8 protein-coding genes are annotated in these 16288 nt (G+C 67.8%); 6 read left to right on the forward strand and 2 right to left on the reverse strand.

Going from position 1 to position 16288, the window contains the following annotated elements; all coding sequences use genetic code 11:
- Positions 1-6 precede the first annotated feature (6 nt).
- The 4 genes from MQN93_RS03165 to MQN93_RS03180 all read left to right on the forward strand — a co-directional run bounded on the left by MQN93_RS03165 (position 7) and on the right by MQN93_RS03180 (position 6685).
- On the forward strand, positions 7-846 hold the full coding sequence (locus MQN93_RS03165) for a carbohydrate ABC transporter permease (protein ID WP_037780931.1): 840 nt from the start codon (positions 7-9) through the stop codon (positions 844-846).
- 29 nt (positions 847-875) lie between these two features.
- Complete coding sequence (locus MQN93_RS03170; RefSeq protein WP_037780928.1) at positions 876-2240, forward strand: GH1 family beta-glucosidase; 1365 nt, start codon at positions 876-878, stop codon at positions 2238-2240.
- 232 nt (positions 2241-2472) lie between these two features.
- Complete coding sequence (locus MQN93_RS03175) at positions 2473-4359, forward strand: DUF2075 domain-containing protein (RefSeq protein WP_242708174.1); 1887 nt, start codon at positions 2473-2475, stop codon at positions 4357-4359.
- Between the two features lie 250 nt (positions 4360-4609).
- A complete protein-coding gene (locus tag MQN93_RS03180) occupies positions 4610-6685 on the forward strand; it encodes a DNA/RNA helicase domain-containing protein (RefSeq protein ID WP_372504254.1) in 2076 nt (691 codons plus the stop codon).
- A gap of 46 nt (positions 6686-6731) precedes the next feature.
- Here the strand turns inward: MQN93_RS03180 and MQN93_RS03185 are convergent, their stop codons facing one another.
- Positions 6732-6860: a DUF6408 family protein gene (locus MQN93_RS03185; protein ID WP_242708175.1), complete on the reverse strand. Its 129-nt coding sequence runs from the start codon at positions 6858-6860 to the stop codon at positions 6732-6734.
- A gap of 476 nt (positions 6861-7336) precedes the next feature.
- Between MQN93_RS03185 and pglW the strand changes: the two genes are divergently transcribed.
- Complete coding sequence (gene pglW / locus MQN93_RS03190) at positions 7337-12040, forward strand: BREX system serine/threonine kinase PglW (RefSeq protein ID WP_242708176.1); 4704 nt, start codon at positions 7337-7339, stop codon at positions 12038-12040.
- Positions 12037-15651, forward strand: a complete 3615-nt coding sequence (pglX, locus tag MQN93_RS03195) for a BREX-2 system adenine-specific DNA-methyltransferase PglX (RefSeq protein ID WP_242708177.1) — start codon at positions 12037-12039, stop codon at positions 15649-15651. The genes pglW and pglX overlap by 4 nt, the downstream gene beginning before the upstream one ends.
- Here pglX and MQN93_RS03200 read toward each other — a convergent pair.
- Positions 15578-16168, reverse strand: coding sequence for an ATP-binding protein (locus MQN93_RS03200; protein WP_242708178.1), 591 nt, complete (start codon positions 16166-16168; stop codon positions 15578-15580). The genes pglX and MQN93_RS03200 overlap by 74 nt on opposite strands.
- Positions 16169-16288: the final 120 nt, after the last annotated feature.

Below are 16288 nucleotides of genomic sequence, written 5' to 3' on the forward strand. Positions count from 1 at the left end.
TCGCCCATGGCGCCGCCGAGTTCCTTCCTGTGGTCCCGGCGGATCTTCCTCACCCTGCTCACCGGCTTCGTGCTCATCCCGGTGTACGTCATGGTCTCCAGCTCGCTGAAGCCCCTCGCGGACGTCACGGGCAAGTTCCGCTGGCTGCCCAGCGGGCTGACGATCCGGCCGTACATCGACATCTGGTCGACCGTCCCGCTCGCGAAGTACTTCATGAACTCGCTGATCGTGGCGGTCTCGGCGACCGTGTGCTCGGTGGTGGTCGCGGTGTTCGCCGCCTACGCCGTCAGCCGCTACAACTTCCGCGGCAAGCGCGTCTTCACGGTCACCGTCCTGTCCACCCAGATGTTCCCGGGCATCCTCTTCCTCCTCCCGCTGTTCCTCCTCTACGTCAACATCGGCAACGCCACGGGCATCGCCCTGTTCGGCTCACGAGGCGGCCTGATCCTCACCTATCTCACCTTCTCCCTCCCCTTCTCGATCTGGATGCTGATCGGTTACTTCGACTCGGTGCCGCGCGACCTCGACGAGGCGGCACTGGTGGACGGCTGCGGACCGCTGGGCGCGCTGTTCCGGATCGTCGTACCGGCCGCGATCCCCGGCATCGTCGCCGTCGCCGTCTACGCCTTCATGACCGCCTGGGGCGAGGTGCTGTTCGCCTCGGTCATGACCAACGACACCACCCGCACCCTGGCCGTCGGCCTCCAGGGCTACTCCACGCTCAACGACGTCTACTGGAACCAGATCATGGCCGCCTCGCTGGTCGTCAGCGTGCCCGTGGTGGCCGGCTTCCTGCTGCTGCAGCGCTATCTCGTCGCCGGGCTCACCGCAGGAGCCGTCAAGTGACCAACACCCCCCGCATCGAAAGGACTTCCGTGTCCGACCGCATCGACCTCGCCGCCTTCCCGAACGACTTCCTGTGGGGCACGGCCACAGCCGCGTACCAGATCGAGGGAGCCGTCGCGGAGGACGGCAGGTCCCCGTCGATCTGGGACACCTACTCCCACACACCCGGAAAGGTCGCGGCCAACGACAACGGCGACGTCGCCTGCGACCACTACCACCGCTGGCGCGAGGACATCGGTCTGATGCGCCAACTCGGCACCAACGCCTACCGGTTGTCCATCGCCTGGCCGCGGGTGCTGCCGGGCGGCGACGGCCCGGTCAACCCCAAGGGCCTCGCCTTCTACGACGAGTTGATCGACGCCCTGCTGGAGGCGGACATCACCCCGTCCGTCACCCTCTACCACTGGGACCTCCCACAGGTCCTCCAGGACCGCGGCGGCTGGCCCGAGCGCGAAACGGCCCTCGCCTTCGCCGAGTACGCCTCGGTCGTCGCCGAACGCCTCGGCGACCGCGTCTCCCACTGGGCCACGCTCAACGAGCCCCTGTGCTCGGCCTGGATCGGCCACCTGGAGGGCAGGATGGCCCCGGGCCTCACCGACCTGACGGCCGCCGTCCGAGCCTCCTACCACCTCCTGCTGGGCCACGGCCTCGCCGTCGAGGCGATCCGCGCCGCCGCCCCCTCGGCCCAGGTCGGCATCGTCACCAACCTCTCCACCGTGCACGCCGCCACCGACCGCGACGAGGACGTCGCGGCCGCCCGCCGGCAGGACGGCCACGTCAACCGCTGGTGGCTGGACCCGGTCTACGGCCGCGGCTTCCCGGCCGACATGCGCGAGGTGTACGGCGTCGAACTCCCCGAGCAGGAAGGCGACTTGGCGAAGATCGCCGCCCCGCTCGACTGGCACGGCCTGAACTACTACATGCCGGCCACCGTCGCCGACGACCCCTCGGCCCCGGCACCCCACGTCCGCTCCGTGCGCCGCCTCGGCGTCCCGCGCACCGGCATGGACTGGGAGGTCGACGCGAGCGGCATCGAGACGCTGCTGCTGCGCCTCACCGAGGAGTACGGCGTCCGCCGCCTGTACGTCACCGAGAACGGCTCCGCCTACCCCGACGTCGTACGCCCCGACGGCACGGTCGACGACCCGGAGCGCCAGGACTACCTGGAGCGCCACCTCGCCGCCTGCGCCTCGGCCGTCCGCAAGGGCGCCCCGCTGGCGGGCTACTTCGCCTGGTCGCTGCTGGACAACTTCGAGTGGGCGTACGGCTACGACAAGCGCTTCGGCCTGGTCCACGTCGACTACCAAACCCAGAAGCGCACCATCAAGGGCACCGGCCACCGCTACGCGGACATCGTCCGCACCCACCGCAACCGCGCACGCCGGGCGGCCTGACACGAACGGCGGTGGGCGCACGTTTTTAGGGGAGCTTGCGCCCACCGCACCCCGGGAGCCGCCCTCCGATCAGTGAACAGGTAAAGCGGCAGCTCAGGCATCACTCCGGCTGTCCAGGTAACCTCTAACTCATCGTCATTGCGGCCCGACGGGCTTCCGCTCCGCCTCGGTGGAGTCTCGAAGGACATGCCCCCACCCGCACGAGTCATTTCGTGCTGCCCGGGGGAAGGTCTTGCTGTTCCGCGCGTCTGCGAAAACGATCGCCGCCAGGGCGCTCGACAGTTCGCTGTACCTCCACCTCACCGAGCAGTTCTCCCACTTGCACGGCTACCAGCCCAGTCCTTCGGAGGCCCGGTCGTGGGAGCGGAGTATCCCCACGCTGACCGCCGCGCTCAATGACGCGGGTCTCGGCGACGTGGAGGTGATGCTCGAATACGCGCTCCCGATGAACAGCAAGCGGGCCGACGCGGTCCTCGCCGGCGTCCATCCGCGCACGGGCGCCCCCTCCTACGTCGTGGTGGAACTCAAGCAGTGGAGCGATGTCGTACCCGACGAGGACGATCCGGTCCTCTGCCACGTCGTCTCCTACGCGCAGCCGGTCCTCAACCCGATCGAGCAGGTGCGCCGCTACTGCGAGTACCTCGTCAACTTCAACGGCGCGGTCGCCGACCATCCGGAGAGAGTCGGTGGCGTGGCTTTCCTGCACAACGCGACCGAGTTCGATGTCGGCGCACTGCGCGAGATCGAGTCCGGCGAGTGGGGCCAGTTGTTCGCGGGTGACAGCCGTGGCGGGTTCATCGACTACCTCCGCGCCCGGCTGAGCCCCGCGCATCCGGGCGCCGCTGCCGCTGACGCGCTCCTTGCGGGCAAGACCGTTCCGTCGACGCAGTTGATGGCCGTCGCGGCCCAGGAGGTCCGCGAGCGTGAGCAGTTCGTGCTCCTCGACGAGCAGCAGGTCGCCTACCGCAAGGTGCTCAACGCCGTACGCAGGGCCCAGCGGTCCGACCACAAGGAGGTAGTGGTCATCACCGGTGGTCCCGGCACCGGCAAGAGCGTGATCGCTCTCTCCTTGCTCGGCGAGTTGTACCGGCAAGGTGTTCCGGCCCTGCACGCGACCGGTTCCCAGTCCTTCACCAAGACGATGCGCAAGGTCGCGGGCGCGCGCAAGCGCGAAGTGCAGGACCTCTTCAAGTACTTCAACAGCTTCATGACGACAGAGAAAAACAGCCTCGACGTGTTGGTCTGCGACGAGGCCCACCGCATCCGTGAGACATCGGCCAACCGGTACACGCCGGCCGCGCGTCGGACCGGCAAGCGCCAGATCGACGAGCTGATGGACGTGGCCAAGGTGCCCGTCTTCCTGCTCGACGAGCATCAGGTCGTGCGCCCGGGCGAGATGGGCACGGTGGAGGACATCCGAGCCGCGGCGGCCCGCAGAGGGCTGAACTGCCCGGTCGTCAGGCTCGAGAGTCAGTTCCGCTGCGGTGGGAGCGACGCCTACCTGCGCTGGGTGGTGCGGCTTCTGGGCCTGGAGCCAGGCGGCCCGGTCGTATGGGACCCGGACGACCGCATGCAACTCCTGCTGGCCGACAGCCCGGAGGAGATGGAGAGCTTCCTGGACGGCCGCCGTGGCCGGGGCTACAGCGCCCGCATGTCGGCCGGCTACTGCTGGCCGTGGTCGCCGGAGCCCAAGCCGGGACAGCCCCTGCCGGCCGACGTACGGATCGGCGACTGGGCGCGTCCCTGGAACCTGCGCGGCGAACGCTCCGTCTCGGGCGCACCGCCGTCCGCCCTGTGGGCCACGGACCCGGCGGGCTTCGGCCAGGTCGGCTGCGTCTACACCGCCCAGGGCTTCGAGTACGACTGGTCCGGCGTCATCATCGGCCCCGATCTGGTGTGGCGCGGCGACCGCTGGGTGACGGACCGAACCGCGTCCAAGGACCCGGTGTTCAAGCGCTCCACGCCGGACGCCGACGTGGACCGCCTGATCCGCAACACGTACAAGGTGCTGCTGACCCGCGGGATGGTCGGCACGGTCGTGTACTCCACGGATCCGGAGACCCAGGAGAAACTTCGGGAATTGGTCGGCACTGAGCGGCGCGTGACCGTTCTGGCGTGATCGACCCGCTGGATCCGCAACATTTCCGCCAACTTACCGCTGGAACAACGTGAGTTGGCGAGAGGAGCTCGCGTGAGCCGTCGGGCTCCCTAAGATCACCCCTACCAATTGCGGCCCGACGGGCTTCCTTTACGCGAGGACACGCCCCCACCCGCACGAGTCACTCGTGCCCTGGGGGAACCACCTCGTGTCGATGCTCCTGCTGAGGCTGTCTGCGCAGGATCTGCTCTCATTGAACTCGAGGCGCCGGATGGTGCCCCACCTCGCCGCTCGGTGGAAGCACTTCCGGCAGACCGATGCCTCGCTCTCCGAACGAACCGCCTGGGCGGAAAGCCTGGTCGAACTGGCCAAGGACCTCATCGAGGCCGGCCGCGGCAACGTGGAGATGATCGTCGAATGTGCCCCGACCGTCGACGAAGCCGAGAATCCCCGTGACCAGCGCCTGATCGACGTGGTGCTGGCCGGCCACCACCCGGAGACCTACCGCCCGTCATTCCAACTCGTCGAGCTGAAGCGCTGGTCCACGGTCACGAGGGTCGAGCAGGCCACTGCCGAACTGGTCCACGTGCCGGGCATCTTCGAGCCGAAACGACACCCCGCCCTGCAGCTGCGCGAGTACTTCGAGCTTTTCACGGGCGACAAAGGGCCGTTGGCCGGGCACCTCATCGAGTGCGGCGGGTTCACCTATCTCCACAACGCCACGGAGGAGTCGGTACGACCGCTGCTGGCGGCGGAAGCACCCATGGGCCCCTACGCGCGCACCTACACCAAGGACCGGCGCGACCGGTTGCTCTCCGACTTACGCACGCACTTCGCAGAAGCGGGCGCCGACTCGGCGGCCGAACTCCTGCTGAAAGGCATGAACCTCCGCAACACACCGCTCCTCGACGCGATGATCAAGTCGCGCGGCGAGGACACCGTGTTCCAACTGCGCGGCAAGCAGAAGGAAGTGGCCGAGGACGTACTGGGCAGGGCGTCGCTCATCCTCGGTGACCCGGACCAGCCGAGCCTCATGGCGGACGACCGTCGCGCCGTGTTCATCATCACGGGAGGCGCGGGCACGGGAAAGAGCGCTGTCGGACTGGAACTCAAGGCAGAGTTCGAAGCCGAGGGCCGAACGGTCAAGTACGCGAGCGGCAGCCGAGCCTTCAACGGGGCGCTTCAGGAGCACGTCGGTTACGGCGACAAAGAGTTCAAGGAGAGCTTCGCCTACTTCAGCAACTTCGTCACGCCACCCGAGCCACCTCTCGATGTCCTCATCTGCGACGAGGCGCACCGCCTGCGGGACCGCACCACCAACCGCTACCTGCCCGCTGAGCAGCAGGGAACGAAACCCCAGGTGGACGAGCTGCTGGATGCCTCCCGTCTCACGGTGTTCTTCCTCGACGGCAGCCAGACGGTGCGCCCGAACGAGGTGGGCACGGTCGACCTGATCGAGAACGCCGCCAAGGGCCGTGGCATCGTGCCGGCCCGCCACGAACTCACCGACCAGTACCGCTGCGGCGGAAGCGACGCCTATGTGCACTGGGTACGGAGTGTCCTGGGACTGACCGAAGAGGCACTGGGACCGTGGACCCCTGACGGGCTGATGCATGTCGAGGTCGCCGACAGCCCGGAGGAACTGGAACGGATCATCAGGACGGAGGCCGAGGCCGGCGCCTCCGCCCGCATGGTCGCCGGCTTCTGCTGGCCCTGGACCAAGCCGCAGGGCAAGGGCACGAAGAGATGGCTGGAGGCCGACGTCCGGATCGGCGACTGGCACCGCCCCTGGAACGCCGACAGCACCAGCTGGTGCGAGAACGGGACGGTGCCTCCTTCGAGGATCTGGTCGGTGGACCCGGCCGGGATCAACCAGATCGGCTGCGTCTACACCGCCCAAGGCCTGGAGTGGGACTGGTGCGGCGTGATCATGGGCGAGGACATGGTGCGCCGCGACGGCCATTGGGTCTTCCGGCGAGGCAAGACCCGCAAGGACCCGGAAACGGGGGCCAAGCGTGTCGCGGTCCCCGGTTCCTTCGACCCGAGACTGCGGTGGAAGAGCCTGAGTGAGGAGGACTTCGCGCGGTGCGTCCGGCACGCGTACCACGTCCTCATGACCCGTGCGAGCCGCGCGACCGTCCTGTACTCCACGGACGAGGAGACACAGGCGTACCTCAAAGCAGTCGTCGGTGACGTGCACATACACGGCCTGCGGCCCACGTGGGACAACCTCCCGGCCGTGGCCAGGGTCTCTCACCTTCCGCGCCCGAAGGGGAAGCGCAAACGCCAACGCAGCCGGAAGAAGAAGCAGAACCAGAGCCTTGCCGACCAGCGGCCTCTCTTCTGACTTCTGAGGAGAGTGGCGGGCTCTCCGGGCCCGCCACATACCTGCCTCAGACGAGCAGGTGCGCTGCCGCCGCCAGCGCCTCCAACACCAGGTTGGAGACGATTCCGGCGGCGGCGCCGACGAGGATCTCGCGGATCCAGCGACGACGCGCAGGCTTGTACTCGACCGGTTCCATGAAGGGCCACTCCAGGTTGTGAGTGCGGAATGGCAGGGATCGCCCTACCGGGCATCCGCCCTCACCGAAGTGAGGTCCACGTGGTGGATTCACCATCCGTCACTCACGACCAGCGAACTGGCCCGGCTCCGCCTCGTACCCTCCGGGAAGGTGCGCAGCGAAGGACAAGCTTAGCGGATGGTTCGGACGAGGAATGGGGTCAACTTCCGGCCGACTGGCGCGAGTTGGTGCTCGCGATCCGTTTGATGACTGGGAAGGGCCTTTCGACGAGACAGTGCTCGCTCCGTGAAGATTTGAGTGCGTGCCTGCCGTGACGTGGGCGAATGTCGCGTATGCACTTCCTTCACGGGGGCTCCTCATGTCGGTCCCAGCCACTAGGATCTACTCACCTGGGGGTTTTCGCCCTCGCCTGACGGGTAGCTCCCGAAGCTCCCGGTCAGGCGGGTGAACGTTTCGACTAGCGGGGATGGCAGCAGATGCGGGAAGGCGGCCGGTGGACGACGGTCACCGAGTCGGAGTTCGCTCATGAGCGCCGCGGCCTGGAGGCGATCCGGGAGAAGCTGCCGAACTCCGACCCCTGGCGCGCCTGGTCGAACTTCACCTTCACCGCGAACACCGGACACGTCCGCGAGGTGGACCTGCTGGTCGTCGCCCCCGGCGGCGTCTACATGATCGAGCTGAAGGACTGGCACGGCTCGGTCACCTCCGAGAACGGCACCTGGGTGCAGACCACGCCCGGTGGCCGGCGCCGTACCCACGGCAACCCCCTGCACCTGGTCAACCGCAAGGCCAAGGAGCTGGCCGGCCTGCTCGTGCTGCCTGGCCACAAGCGCGTCTGGGTCGCCGAGGCAGTTTGCTTCACCGACAACAGCCTGCGCGTACGGCTGCCCGCCCACGACCAGAACGGCGTCTACACCGTCCACCAGCTGGTCGAGATGCTGGGGCAGCCCCCGCGCGACGAGCGGCGCCGCATCACCGCGATCGGCTCGCGCGAGATCGAGGCGGCCCTCAAGAACATCGGCATCCGCAAGAGCGACGCGCAGTACAAGGTCGGCCCCTACGAGCTGGAGCGCAAGTCCTTCGATTCCGGGCCCACTTGGGCGGACTATCTGGCCCGCCACAGCGACCTGCCCGAGGCCGCTCGCGTCCGCATCTACCTCAGCGAACGCGGCTCGGACGCGACCCTGCGCCAGTCCGTCGAGAACGCAGCCCGGCGCGAGGCGGCAGTCCTGGGCCGTTTCAAGCACCCGGGCGTGGTCGAGCTCAAGCAGTACTTCCCGTCCGGGCACGCCGCCGGGCCCGCGCTGATCTTCGACTACCACCCGGCCACGCTGAAACTGGACGAGTACCTGGTCCAGTACGGCGAGAAGCTGGACATCCTCGGCAGGATGGCCCTGGTCCGCCAGCTCGCCGAGACCATGCGCTCCGCGCACTCCAGCCGCATCCACCACCGTGCGCTCGCCGCCCGTTCCGTGCACGTCGTCCCCCGGCCGCGTGGCGGGAAGGGACAGGCCGTGGGGGACGAGGCCGCCTGGCTCACCCCGCAGCTGCAGATCTCCGACTGGCAGATCGCCACCCAGCGCAGCGGCGACTCCTCCCAGGGCATGACCCGCTTCGCGCCGACCGCCCTGTCCGCCATGCACGTGGCCGACGACGCGGACGCCTACCTCGCCCCGGAACTCACGGCCCCCAGGCCCGACCCGGTCTACCTCGACGTCTACGGACTCGGCGTCCTCACCTACCTCCTCGTCACCGGCAAAGCCCCCGCGGCCAGCCAGGCCGAACTGCTGGCCCGTCTGGAAGCGGGCGAGGGCCTGCGCCCCAGCTCCCTGGTGGACGGGCTGTCGGAGGACGTCGACGACCTCGTGCAGGCCGCCACCGCCTACCGTCCGGGCCAGCGGCTCTCCAGCGTGGACGAGTTCCTGGAGCTGCTGGAGGTCGTCGAGGACTCCCTGACCTCTCCGGCCCCGTCCGCCACCGGCACGGACGGTCCGGGCGAGGAGGACGAGGCCGCCGCCGACAAGGACCCGCTGGAGGCCGTCGCCGGCGACGTGCTGGCCGGCCGCTGGGAGATCCGCCGCCGCCTCGGCACCGGCTCCACCAGCCGCGCCTTCCTCGTCCGCGACCTGGAGGCCGAGGCCCGCAAGACCCGCCCGCTGGCCGTGCTCAAGGTCGCCCTCTCCGACAACCGCGGCGAGATCCTGGCCCGCGAGGCCGAGGCCATGGGCCGCCTGCGCCCCCACTCCGGCATCATCCGCCTCGTAGAACCCGAGCCACTGCACATCGGCGGCCGTACGGTCCTGGTACTGGAGTACGTCGGCGACGAGCGCGACGACAACGGCCAGAACGGCCAGGGCACCGAGGCCGCACCCCGCCCGCGCCGCCGCGAGGAGACCGTCGCCCGCCAGCTCCGCGAGAACGGCCGCCTCCAGGTGGACCAGCTGGAGGCGTACGGCGACTACCTCTTCGGCGCAGTCGACTTCCTGGAGGGCGAGGGCGTCTGGCACCGCGACATCAAGCCGGACAACATCGCCATCCGCATCCGCCCCAACCGCACCCGCGAACTCGTCCTCATCGACTTCTCCCTCGCCGGCTACCCCGCGAAGAACACCGACGCGGGCACCGACGGCTACCTCGACCCCTTCGTCGACACCATCACCCGCGGCTCCTACGACTCCCACGCCGAGCGGTACGCCGTCGCCGTCACCCTGCACCAGATGGCCTCGGGCGAACTGCCCAAGTGGGGCGACGGAAGCGTCCTGCCGCGCATGACCGATGCGAAGGAATGGCCGTGCCCGACGATCGCGGCCGAGGCCTTCGACCCGGCCGTACGGGACGGACTGGTCGCCTTCTTCCAGAAGGCCCTGCACCGCGACGCGGCCAAGCGCTACCCCGAGCTGAAGCCCATGCGGGACGCCTGGCGCAAAGTCTTCCTCGACGCCTCCCAGACGGTCCCGTCCAGCCACCGCACCCGCACCCCGGCCACCACGGGCGAGGGGGCTCCCGCCGAGGGCGCCGCCGCAGCGACGATCGCCGACGCCGAGCCGGAGACCGCCGAGCAGCAGCGCGACCGGCTCGCCGCCGAGGTCACCCGCGACACCCCGCTGACCGTCTCAGGTCTCACCCCCGCCGCCCAGTCGTTCCTGTACGGCCTGGGCATCACGACGGTCGGCGAACTGCTCGACTACAGCCGCCGCAAGCTCGTCAACGCCCCCGGTCTGGGCGCCAAGACCCGCAACGAGGTCCAGCAGCGGCAGCGCGAGTGGGGCGAGCGGCTGCGCGAGATTCCGGTCTCGCCGCTGACGCCGAAGGGCCGGGCGGAGGCCAAGGAGGAGCTGGAACAGCTCACGGCCGCCGAGTCCGCCCTCGTGGGCAAGCTCGCCACGGGCGAGTCGGCAAGCGCACTGCCCGCCCGTACCCTCCGCTCGGTCAGCCTCGACACCCTCGCCACCGTCTTCGTGCCGGCCGTCAACAACAACGGCTCCAACCGCAACAAGGCGGAGATGGTACGGCTGCTGCTGCGCCTGCCCGATGAGCAGGGGGTCCTGCCGGACATCGGCGTGTGGCCGAAGCAGAAGGACGTCGCGGACGCGCTCGGGTTGAGCCACGGCCGTATCCCGCAGATGCTCAAGGAGGAGCGCAAGCGCTGGAAGGCCGAGCCCGCCGTCCAGGCGCTGCGCGCGGAGATCATCGACCTGCTGGTGAGCATGGGGCGGGTCGCCTCGGCGGTCGAGATCGCGGACGCCCTGGCGGTACGGCGCGGCACGCACCTCGCCGGGCGGGAGCAGCGGCGCGCGATGGCGTTGGCGGCCGTACGGGCCGTGGTCGAGGTGGAACAACTCGTGCCCCAGGAGGCGGAGTTCCAGCACCAGGCGAACCGGAAGGCGACGGACGAGTCTCTCGGCGCGGGTCTGCTCGCGCTCGATGTACGGGAGACCGACGGCCCGGACACCCCGACCGCGCCAGGGCTGCTGGAGTACGCGACTCGTCTGGGTCGTACGGCGGATCGGCTGGCCAAGCTGGACACCTTGCCGACGGCGGCGACCGTGCTGGCCGAACTGGGAGCGTTGACGGTGCCGCCGGGCGCGGTCAACTGGGACGAGCGGCGCATGGTGGAGCTGGCGGCAGCGGCCTCGGTGAACGCCGCGGCCACTCCGCGCCTGGAGATCTATCCGCGCGATCTGCCGTTGGTACGGGCGTTGCGGCTTACGCAGGCGGGGCTCGTGCGCCCGGTCCAGGGGATGCCGGAAGGCCTGCAGCCCGGCCTGACGGTCGAGACCGTGCACGAGCGGGTCCGCGCGCGCTTCCCGGAGATGGTCGTCCCCGACGGGCACGGCGGCACGAGCCACGAACTGCCGACCGGCGGCCCGCTCACCAAGGCGTTGCGCGACGCCGGCTTCGAGCTGTCGCTGAGCATGCACGAACGCGACGGCGTACTGCGCTACCTCTCGACGCGGGTCGACGATGCGTCCAGCTACCTCACCACGGGAGCGTGGCGGCAGTCGACGCGTACGGGGGCGGTGACGCGGTACGCGGACGACCCTCAACTCGCGGGCGCGGTACGGGCGGAGGAGCGGTTGCTCGCGTCGGCGCGTCGGGACGGCTACCGGGTGCTCACTGTCGGGCACCGCTCGGTGCGGCAAGCGGTGGCCGGGCTGGGCGCCGAACGGCTCGGCGCCCAGGCGGTGTCGGTGACGGAGCTGTTTTTGGAGGCCCTGCACGCGCAGGTCACCCCCGGCACCAAGCCCACCTGGGAGACCCTGCTCAAGGCGGACGCCGCCGAGCCGGGCTCGAAGGGTGCGGTGCGGTTCGCGGAGTACGTGCGGACCGCGTGGGGCGTCGTGGAGCCGAAGGTCGCGGAGCTGCTGCGCGACGGTGGCGGCGGGGCCGGTCCCGCCGGTCCTGTACTGCTGACGGAGGCCGGGGTGTTCGCGCGGTACGACGCGCTGGGCGTCCTGGACCGGCTGGCGTCGCTGGCGCGGCGGGGCGGGCGGGGCCTGTGGCTCCTGGTCCCGCAGAGCGACCCCACGCGCGAGCCCCGGCTCGGGCAGGTGGCGGTGCCGTACCAGGCCGGCCTGGGGGAATGGATTCAGCTTCCGGACACGTGGGTGGGCAACGCCCATCGGGGGTCCGGTGAGGTAGTGGCTAGCGCCAGTGGTGTCGAGGGAGACGTCAAGTGATCGACCGCAAGGCTCTGTTGGACGACCTGAAGCAACAGGTCAAGGCGGTTGAGGCGGACCTCGGGCGACAGGTCAAGGCGTTGCCGGACGTGGGTGCGCGGCTGCGCGCCGAGTACGACCAGGCGCGCAAGCTCGGGCGTACGGCGGCGACGTGGACGTCCTGGCTGGACGAGCGGGTCACGCAGGTCGCGGTCGCGTGGGTGCTGGGGACCGTGTTCGTACGGTTCTGCGAGGACAACCGGCTGATCCCGGAGCCGTACCTGACGGGCCCGGACGCCGACCGTCGGGAGCTGGCGGAGTCGCGGTACGAGGCGTACGTGGACTCGGACGAGGACCCGACGTATCGGGGCTGGCTGGAGAAGGCGTTCGAGGAGCTGGGGCAGGGGCAGGCGGGGCGGCTGCTCTTTGATAAGCGGCACAACCCGCTGTACCAGGTGCCGCTGTCGCATGACGGTGCGCGGGAACTGGTCGAGTTCTGGCGGGGGCGGGACGAGTCGGGTGTTCTCGTCCACGACTTCACCGACCCGCTGAACGAGGACGGTACGGAGGGGTGGGACACGCGGTTCCTGGGGGATCTGTACCAGGACTTGAGCGAGGCGGCGCGCAAGACGTATGCGCTGCTGCAGACCCCGGAGTTCGTGGAGGAGTTCATCCTCGACCGCACGATGAACCCGGCGGTGCGGGAGTTCGGCTACGAGGACCTGAAGATGATCGACCCTACATGTGGGTCGGGGCACTTTGTCCTGGGGGCGTTCCGGCGGCTCGTGCGGTTGTGGGCGGCAGGGCAGCCGGGGCGGGACGTGCACGAGCGGGTAAGGGCTGCGCTGGACTCTGTCCACGGGGTGGATATCAACCCGTTTGCGGTGGCTATTGCTCGGTTCCGGTTGTTGGTGGCGGCTATGGCGGCTAGTGGGGTGCGGACGCTGGGGGAGACGGCGAAGTTTGAGTGGCCGATCCACTTGGCAGTGGGGGACTCGCTCATCAAGGCTCGGCAATTGGAATTGGTGCTAGCGCTAGACGGTGAAGAAAAGGTAGCAAGTGACCCGCTGGCCTCCTTCGCATACCTCACGGAAGATGTGCAGGAAGAACCTCAAATCCTTGAGGAGGGTCGGTACCACCTCGTTGTGGGGAATCCCCCCTATGTCACGGTTAAGGATAAAAAGCTCAATGAGCTTTACCGTGAGCTGTACAGTGCTTGTTCAGGCACTTATGCGCTTTCCGTTCCGTTCGCCCAGCGATTCTTCGAGCTTGCTAAAAGAGGGGGAGCGGATGGGTTCGGTTATGGTTTTGTTGGGCAGATCACGGCAAGTTCCTTCATGAAGCGAGAATTCGGGACTAGGCTAATCGAAGAGTATTTTGCCCGTAACGTCGAGCTCACTGAGGTGATTGACACATCGGGTGCCTATATTCCCGGACACGGAACACCAACTGTGATTCTGGTTGGGAAGCGCCGGGCGGGTCGCATGCGTTCCGCAACTGTTCGGGCTGTCCGCGGGATTCAGGGAGAGCCCTCTGCCCCTCGGATCGGGCGAGAGGGTTTGGTCTGGAGTGCCATTGTCAGGCAGGTCGATCAGCCGGGCACGGTGAGCAGGTGGGTTGCTGTCGAGGACCTAGATCGTGAACACTATTTTGGTAAGCATCCGTGGGTTCTGTCAGATGGCGGAATCGAAGTCATGGGGCAAATGGCCAAGGCTGGCGACCGCTCACTTAAGTCCATTATTGAGCCGCCTATTGGGCGTGCTATTCGAGCTGGGGCGGACGAGGCGTACCTTCGCCCTTCCCGTAGAACTTATAGGACGGTTACTGGTCCAGAAGGCCTCCGACCTCTGATGGTTGGCGAAGTGGTGCGAGACTGGGACGCTAATCCGACCGAATCAATCTGGTACCCTTATGCTCCAAATATTGACACGCGGTCTCTAGAAGTAGATTTGTGGCCACTTCGACGAGTTCTAGAAGCCCGTCGTACCTTCCAAGGTGACATGGCTGCAGCTGGCCTGCGGTGGTGGGATTATATGCAGTACACGGCTTCTGCGTATCGTACTCCGCTTTCCATTTCGTTCTCCTTCGTTGCTACACATAATCACTTCGTGCTGGATCGGGGGGGCCGGGTATTTAATCGGTCTGCGCCAGTCATCAAGCTTGCTACCGACGCTACCGAGAAAGATTATCTGCGTGTTGTCGGAATCCTAAACTCATCTTCTGCGTGTTTTTGGCTAAAGCAAGTTAGTCATAATATGGGGAGTACGGTTGACTCTAAGGGGGCTCGCCAAAGCACCCTTCCATTCGAAGATTTTTTTCAGTTCAATGGGACACCAATGGCGGAATTTCCGGTCCCTGCCGAGTTGCCGAGCGGGTTGGCTGCCGCCATTGACACACTAGCTCAACGACTTACGTCAGTCGGTCCGAGTGTCATGCTGACTGAGCGCACTCCAACATCTGCGGAGCTCAGGGAATGTAGGAGTCGGTGGGAATCCGTTCGCGCCCAAATGATCACTCTCCAAGAGGAACTCGATTGGCAGGTCTACTCGCTCTACAATCTGCACTCCGAAGACCTCCGCGTATCCGAGGACCCCGACGACCCCAATATCCCCGAACTCGCCCTCGGTGAGCGTGCCTTCGAGATTGTGCTCGCGCGCCGCGTGGCCGCAGGCGAGGCCAGTGATGAGTGGTTCAAGCGGCATGGGTCCACGCCCATCACGGAGATCCCCGCTCACTGGCCCGCCCCCTACCGGGAGATCGTCCAGAAGCGGATTGACGCCATCGAGTCGAACCGGGCCATCGGCATGGTCGAGCGGCCCGAGTACAAGCGGCGTTGGGCAAGCGAGGGTTGGGACGCGCTGCAAGAGAAGGCCCTGCGGGCCTGGCTGCTTGACCGGATGGAGAACCGCGACCTCTGGTTCGACCAGAACGGGCAGCCCACCATCCTCACCCTGGCCCGCCTCACCGACGCGCTCTCCCGTGACGAAGACTTCGTGTCCGTCGCCAAGCTCTACGCGCCCCGCAAGGACTTTGCCAAGGTCGTCGCCGAGCTGATCACCGACGAGCACGTGCCCTTCCTCCCGGCCCTGCGCTACAAGCCCTCCGGGCTCAAAAAGCGTGCCGACTGGGAAGAGGTGTGGGACCTCCAGCGCGAGGAGGACGCCGCCCCCGATGAGCCAGCCAAGCGGAAGATTCGGGACTCCATCCCCGTGCCGCCGAAGTACACCTCGGCTGACTTCCTCCGCCCGTCCTATTGGCGAGCGCGCGGCAAGCTCGACGTGCCCAAGGAGCGGTTCATCTCCTACGGGCAGAGCAACGCCGCCACCCCCGAGTTGTACGGCTGGGCCGGCTGGGACCACCGGGAGCAGGCGCAGGCGCTCGCCACGTACTTCACCAACACCGCGCTATCCACCGAGGAGATCACGCCGTTCCTCGCTGGCCTGTTGGAACTCCAGCCGTGGCTGTACCAATGGCACAACGAGTTCGACATGCTCTACAGCGGCTCCCCGGCCGACTTCTTCGCCGGTTACCGCCAGCAGATGCAGGGCGAGCACGGGCTCACAGACGACGACCTCCGTGGCTGGCGTCCTCCGGCCGCGACGCGGGGTCGTCGCGCAGCAGTGAAGCAGTAGACAGGAGTAGGTCGACATCCGTCGGTGCGGGGGCCACCCGGGGCGTGTGCGGGTGGCTTTCGGTCGGCGCGCGCAGTTCGGCCCAGACGGTCTTGCCAGGGGCGGCCGGGCGAGGGGTGACGCCCCAGTCGTCCGCGAGCGCGTCTACGAGGAGCAGGCCGCGACCGGACTCGGATACCGAGTCGGGAGTTCGGGGAGTGCACGGAGGCCGCCTCTCGGCACGGGTGTCGGTCACCTCGATGCGGAACACGCCCTCAGTCAGAGTGAGTTGGATGTGGAAGTCCCGGCCGGGGACATGGCCGTGGCGTACCGCGTTGGCGGTAAGTTCTGCCGTGATGAGGGTGAGCGCTTCGTTCACGGGAGCCGCGTAGGGGTGACCCCAGTCGTTCAGGCGGTGCGAGACGAGCCGGCGGGCGAGGCGGGCGCCGCGGGGGGTCGAAGTGAAGCGCATGGCGAACGCGTGTTCAGGTGCGGGGCGCTGCGGCATATGCCCGTTCGGGGGAGTTGCTGACTTCATGCGGTCAACCGTCGCGGACTCTGCGTAGCGTTGAACAGGAGCAACGCGCTGACGGGCGTGGGCTGTACGCGGGCGCGGTGCGCTTGTACGCGGTATTGGGTGTGACCGGTTTCAGAGCGC

The organism is Streptomyces spinosisporus (genome assembly GCF_022698145.1).
Taxonomy (GTDB): domain Bacteria; phylum Actinomycetota; class Actinomycetes; order Streptomycetales; family Streptomycetaceae; genus Streptomyces; species Streptomyces spinosisporus.

What these genes read in the sequence shown, in the direction of transcription:
- MQN93_RS03165 (WP_037780931.1), top strand. Translation starts at nt 7, where the DNA reads ATGGCGCCGCCGAGTTCCTTCCTGTGGTCCCGGCGGATCTTCCTCACC.
- MQN93_RS03180 (WP_372504254.1), top strand. Translation starts at nt 4,610, where the DNA reads ATGGTGCCCCACCTCGCCGCTCGGTGGAAGCACTTCCGGCAGACCGAT.
- MQN93_RS03185 (WP_242708175.1), bottom strand. Translation starts at nt 6,860, where the DNA reads ATGGAACCGGTCGAGTACAAGCCTGCGCGTCGTCGCTGGATCCGCGAG.
- pglW (WP_242708176.1), top strand. Translation starts at nt 7,337, where the DNA reads ATGCGGGAAGGCGGCCGGTGGACGACGGTCACCGAGTCGGAGTTCGCT.
- MQN93_RS03200 (WP_242708178.1), bottom strand. Translation starts at nt 16,168, where the DNA reads ATGAAGTCAGCAACTCCCCCGAACGGGCATATGCCGCAGCGCCCCGCA.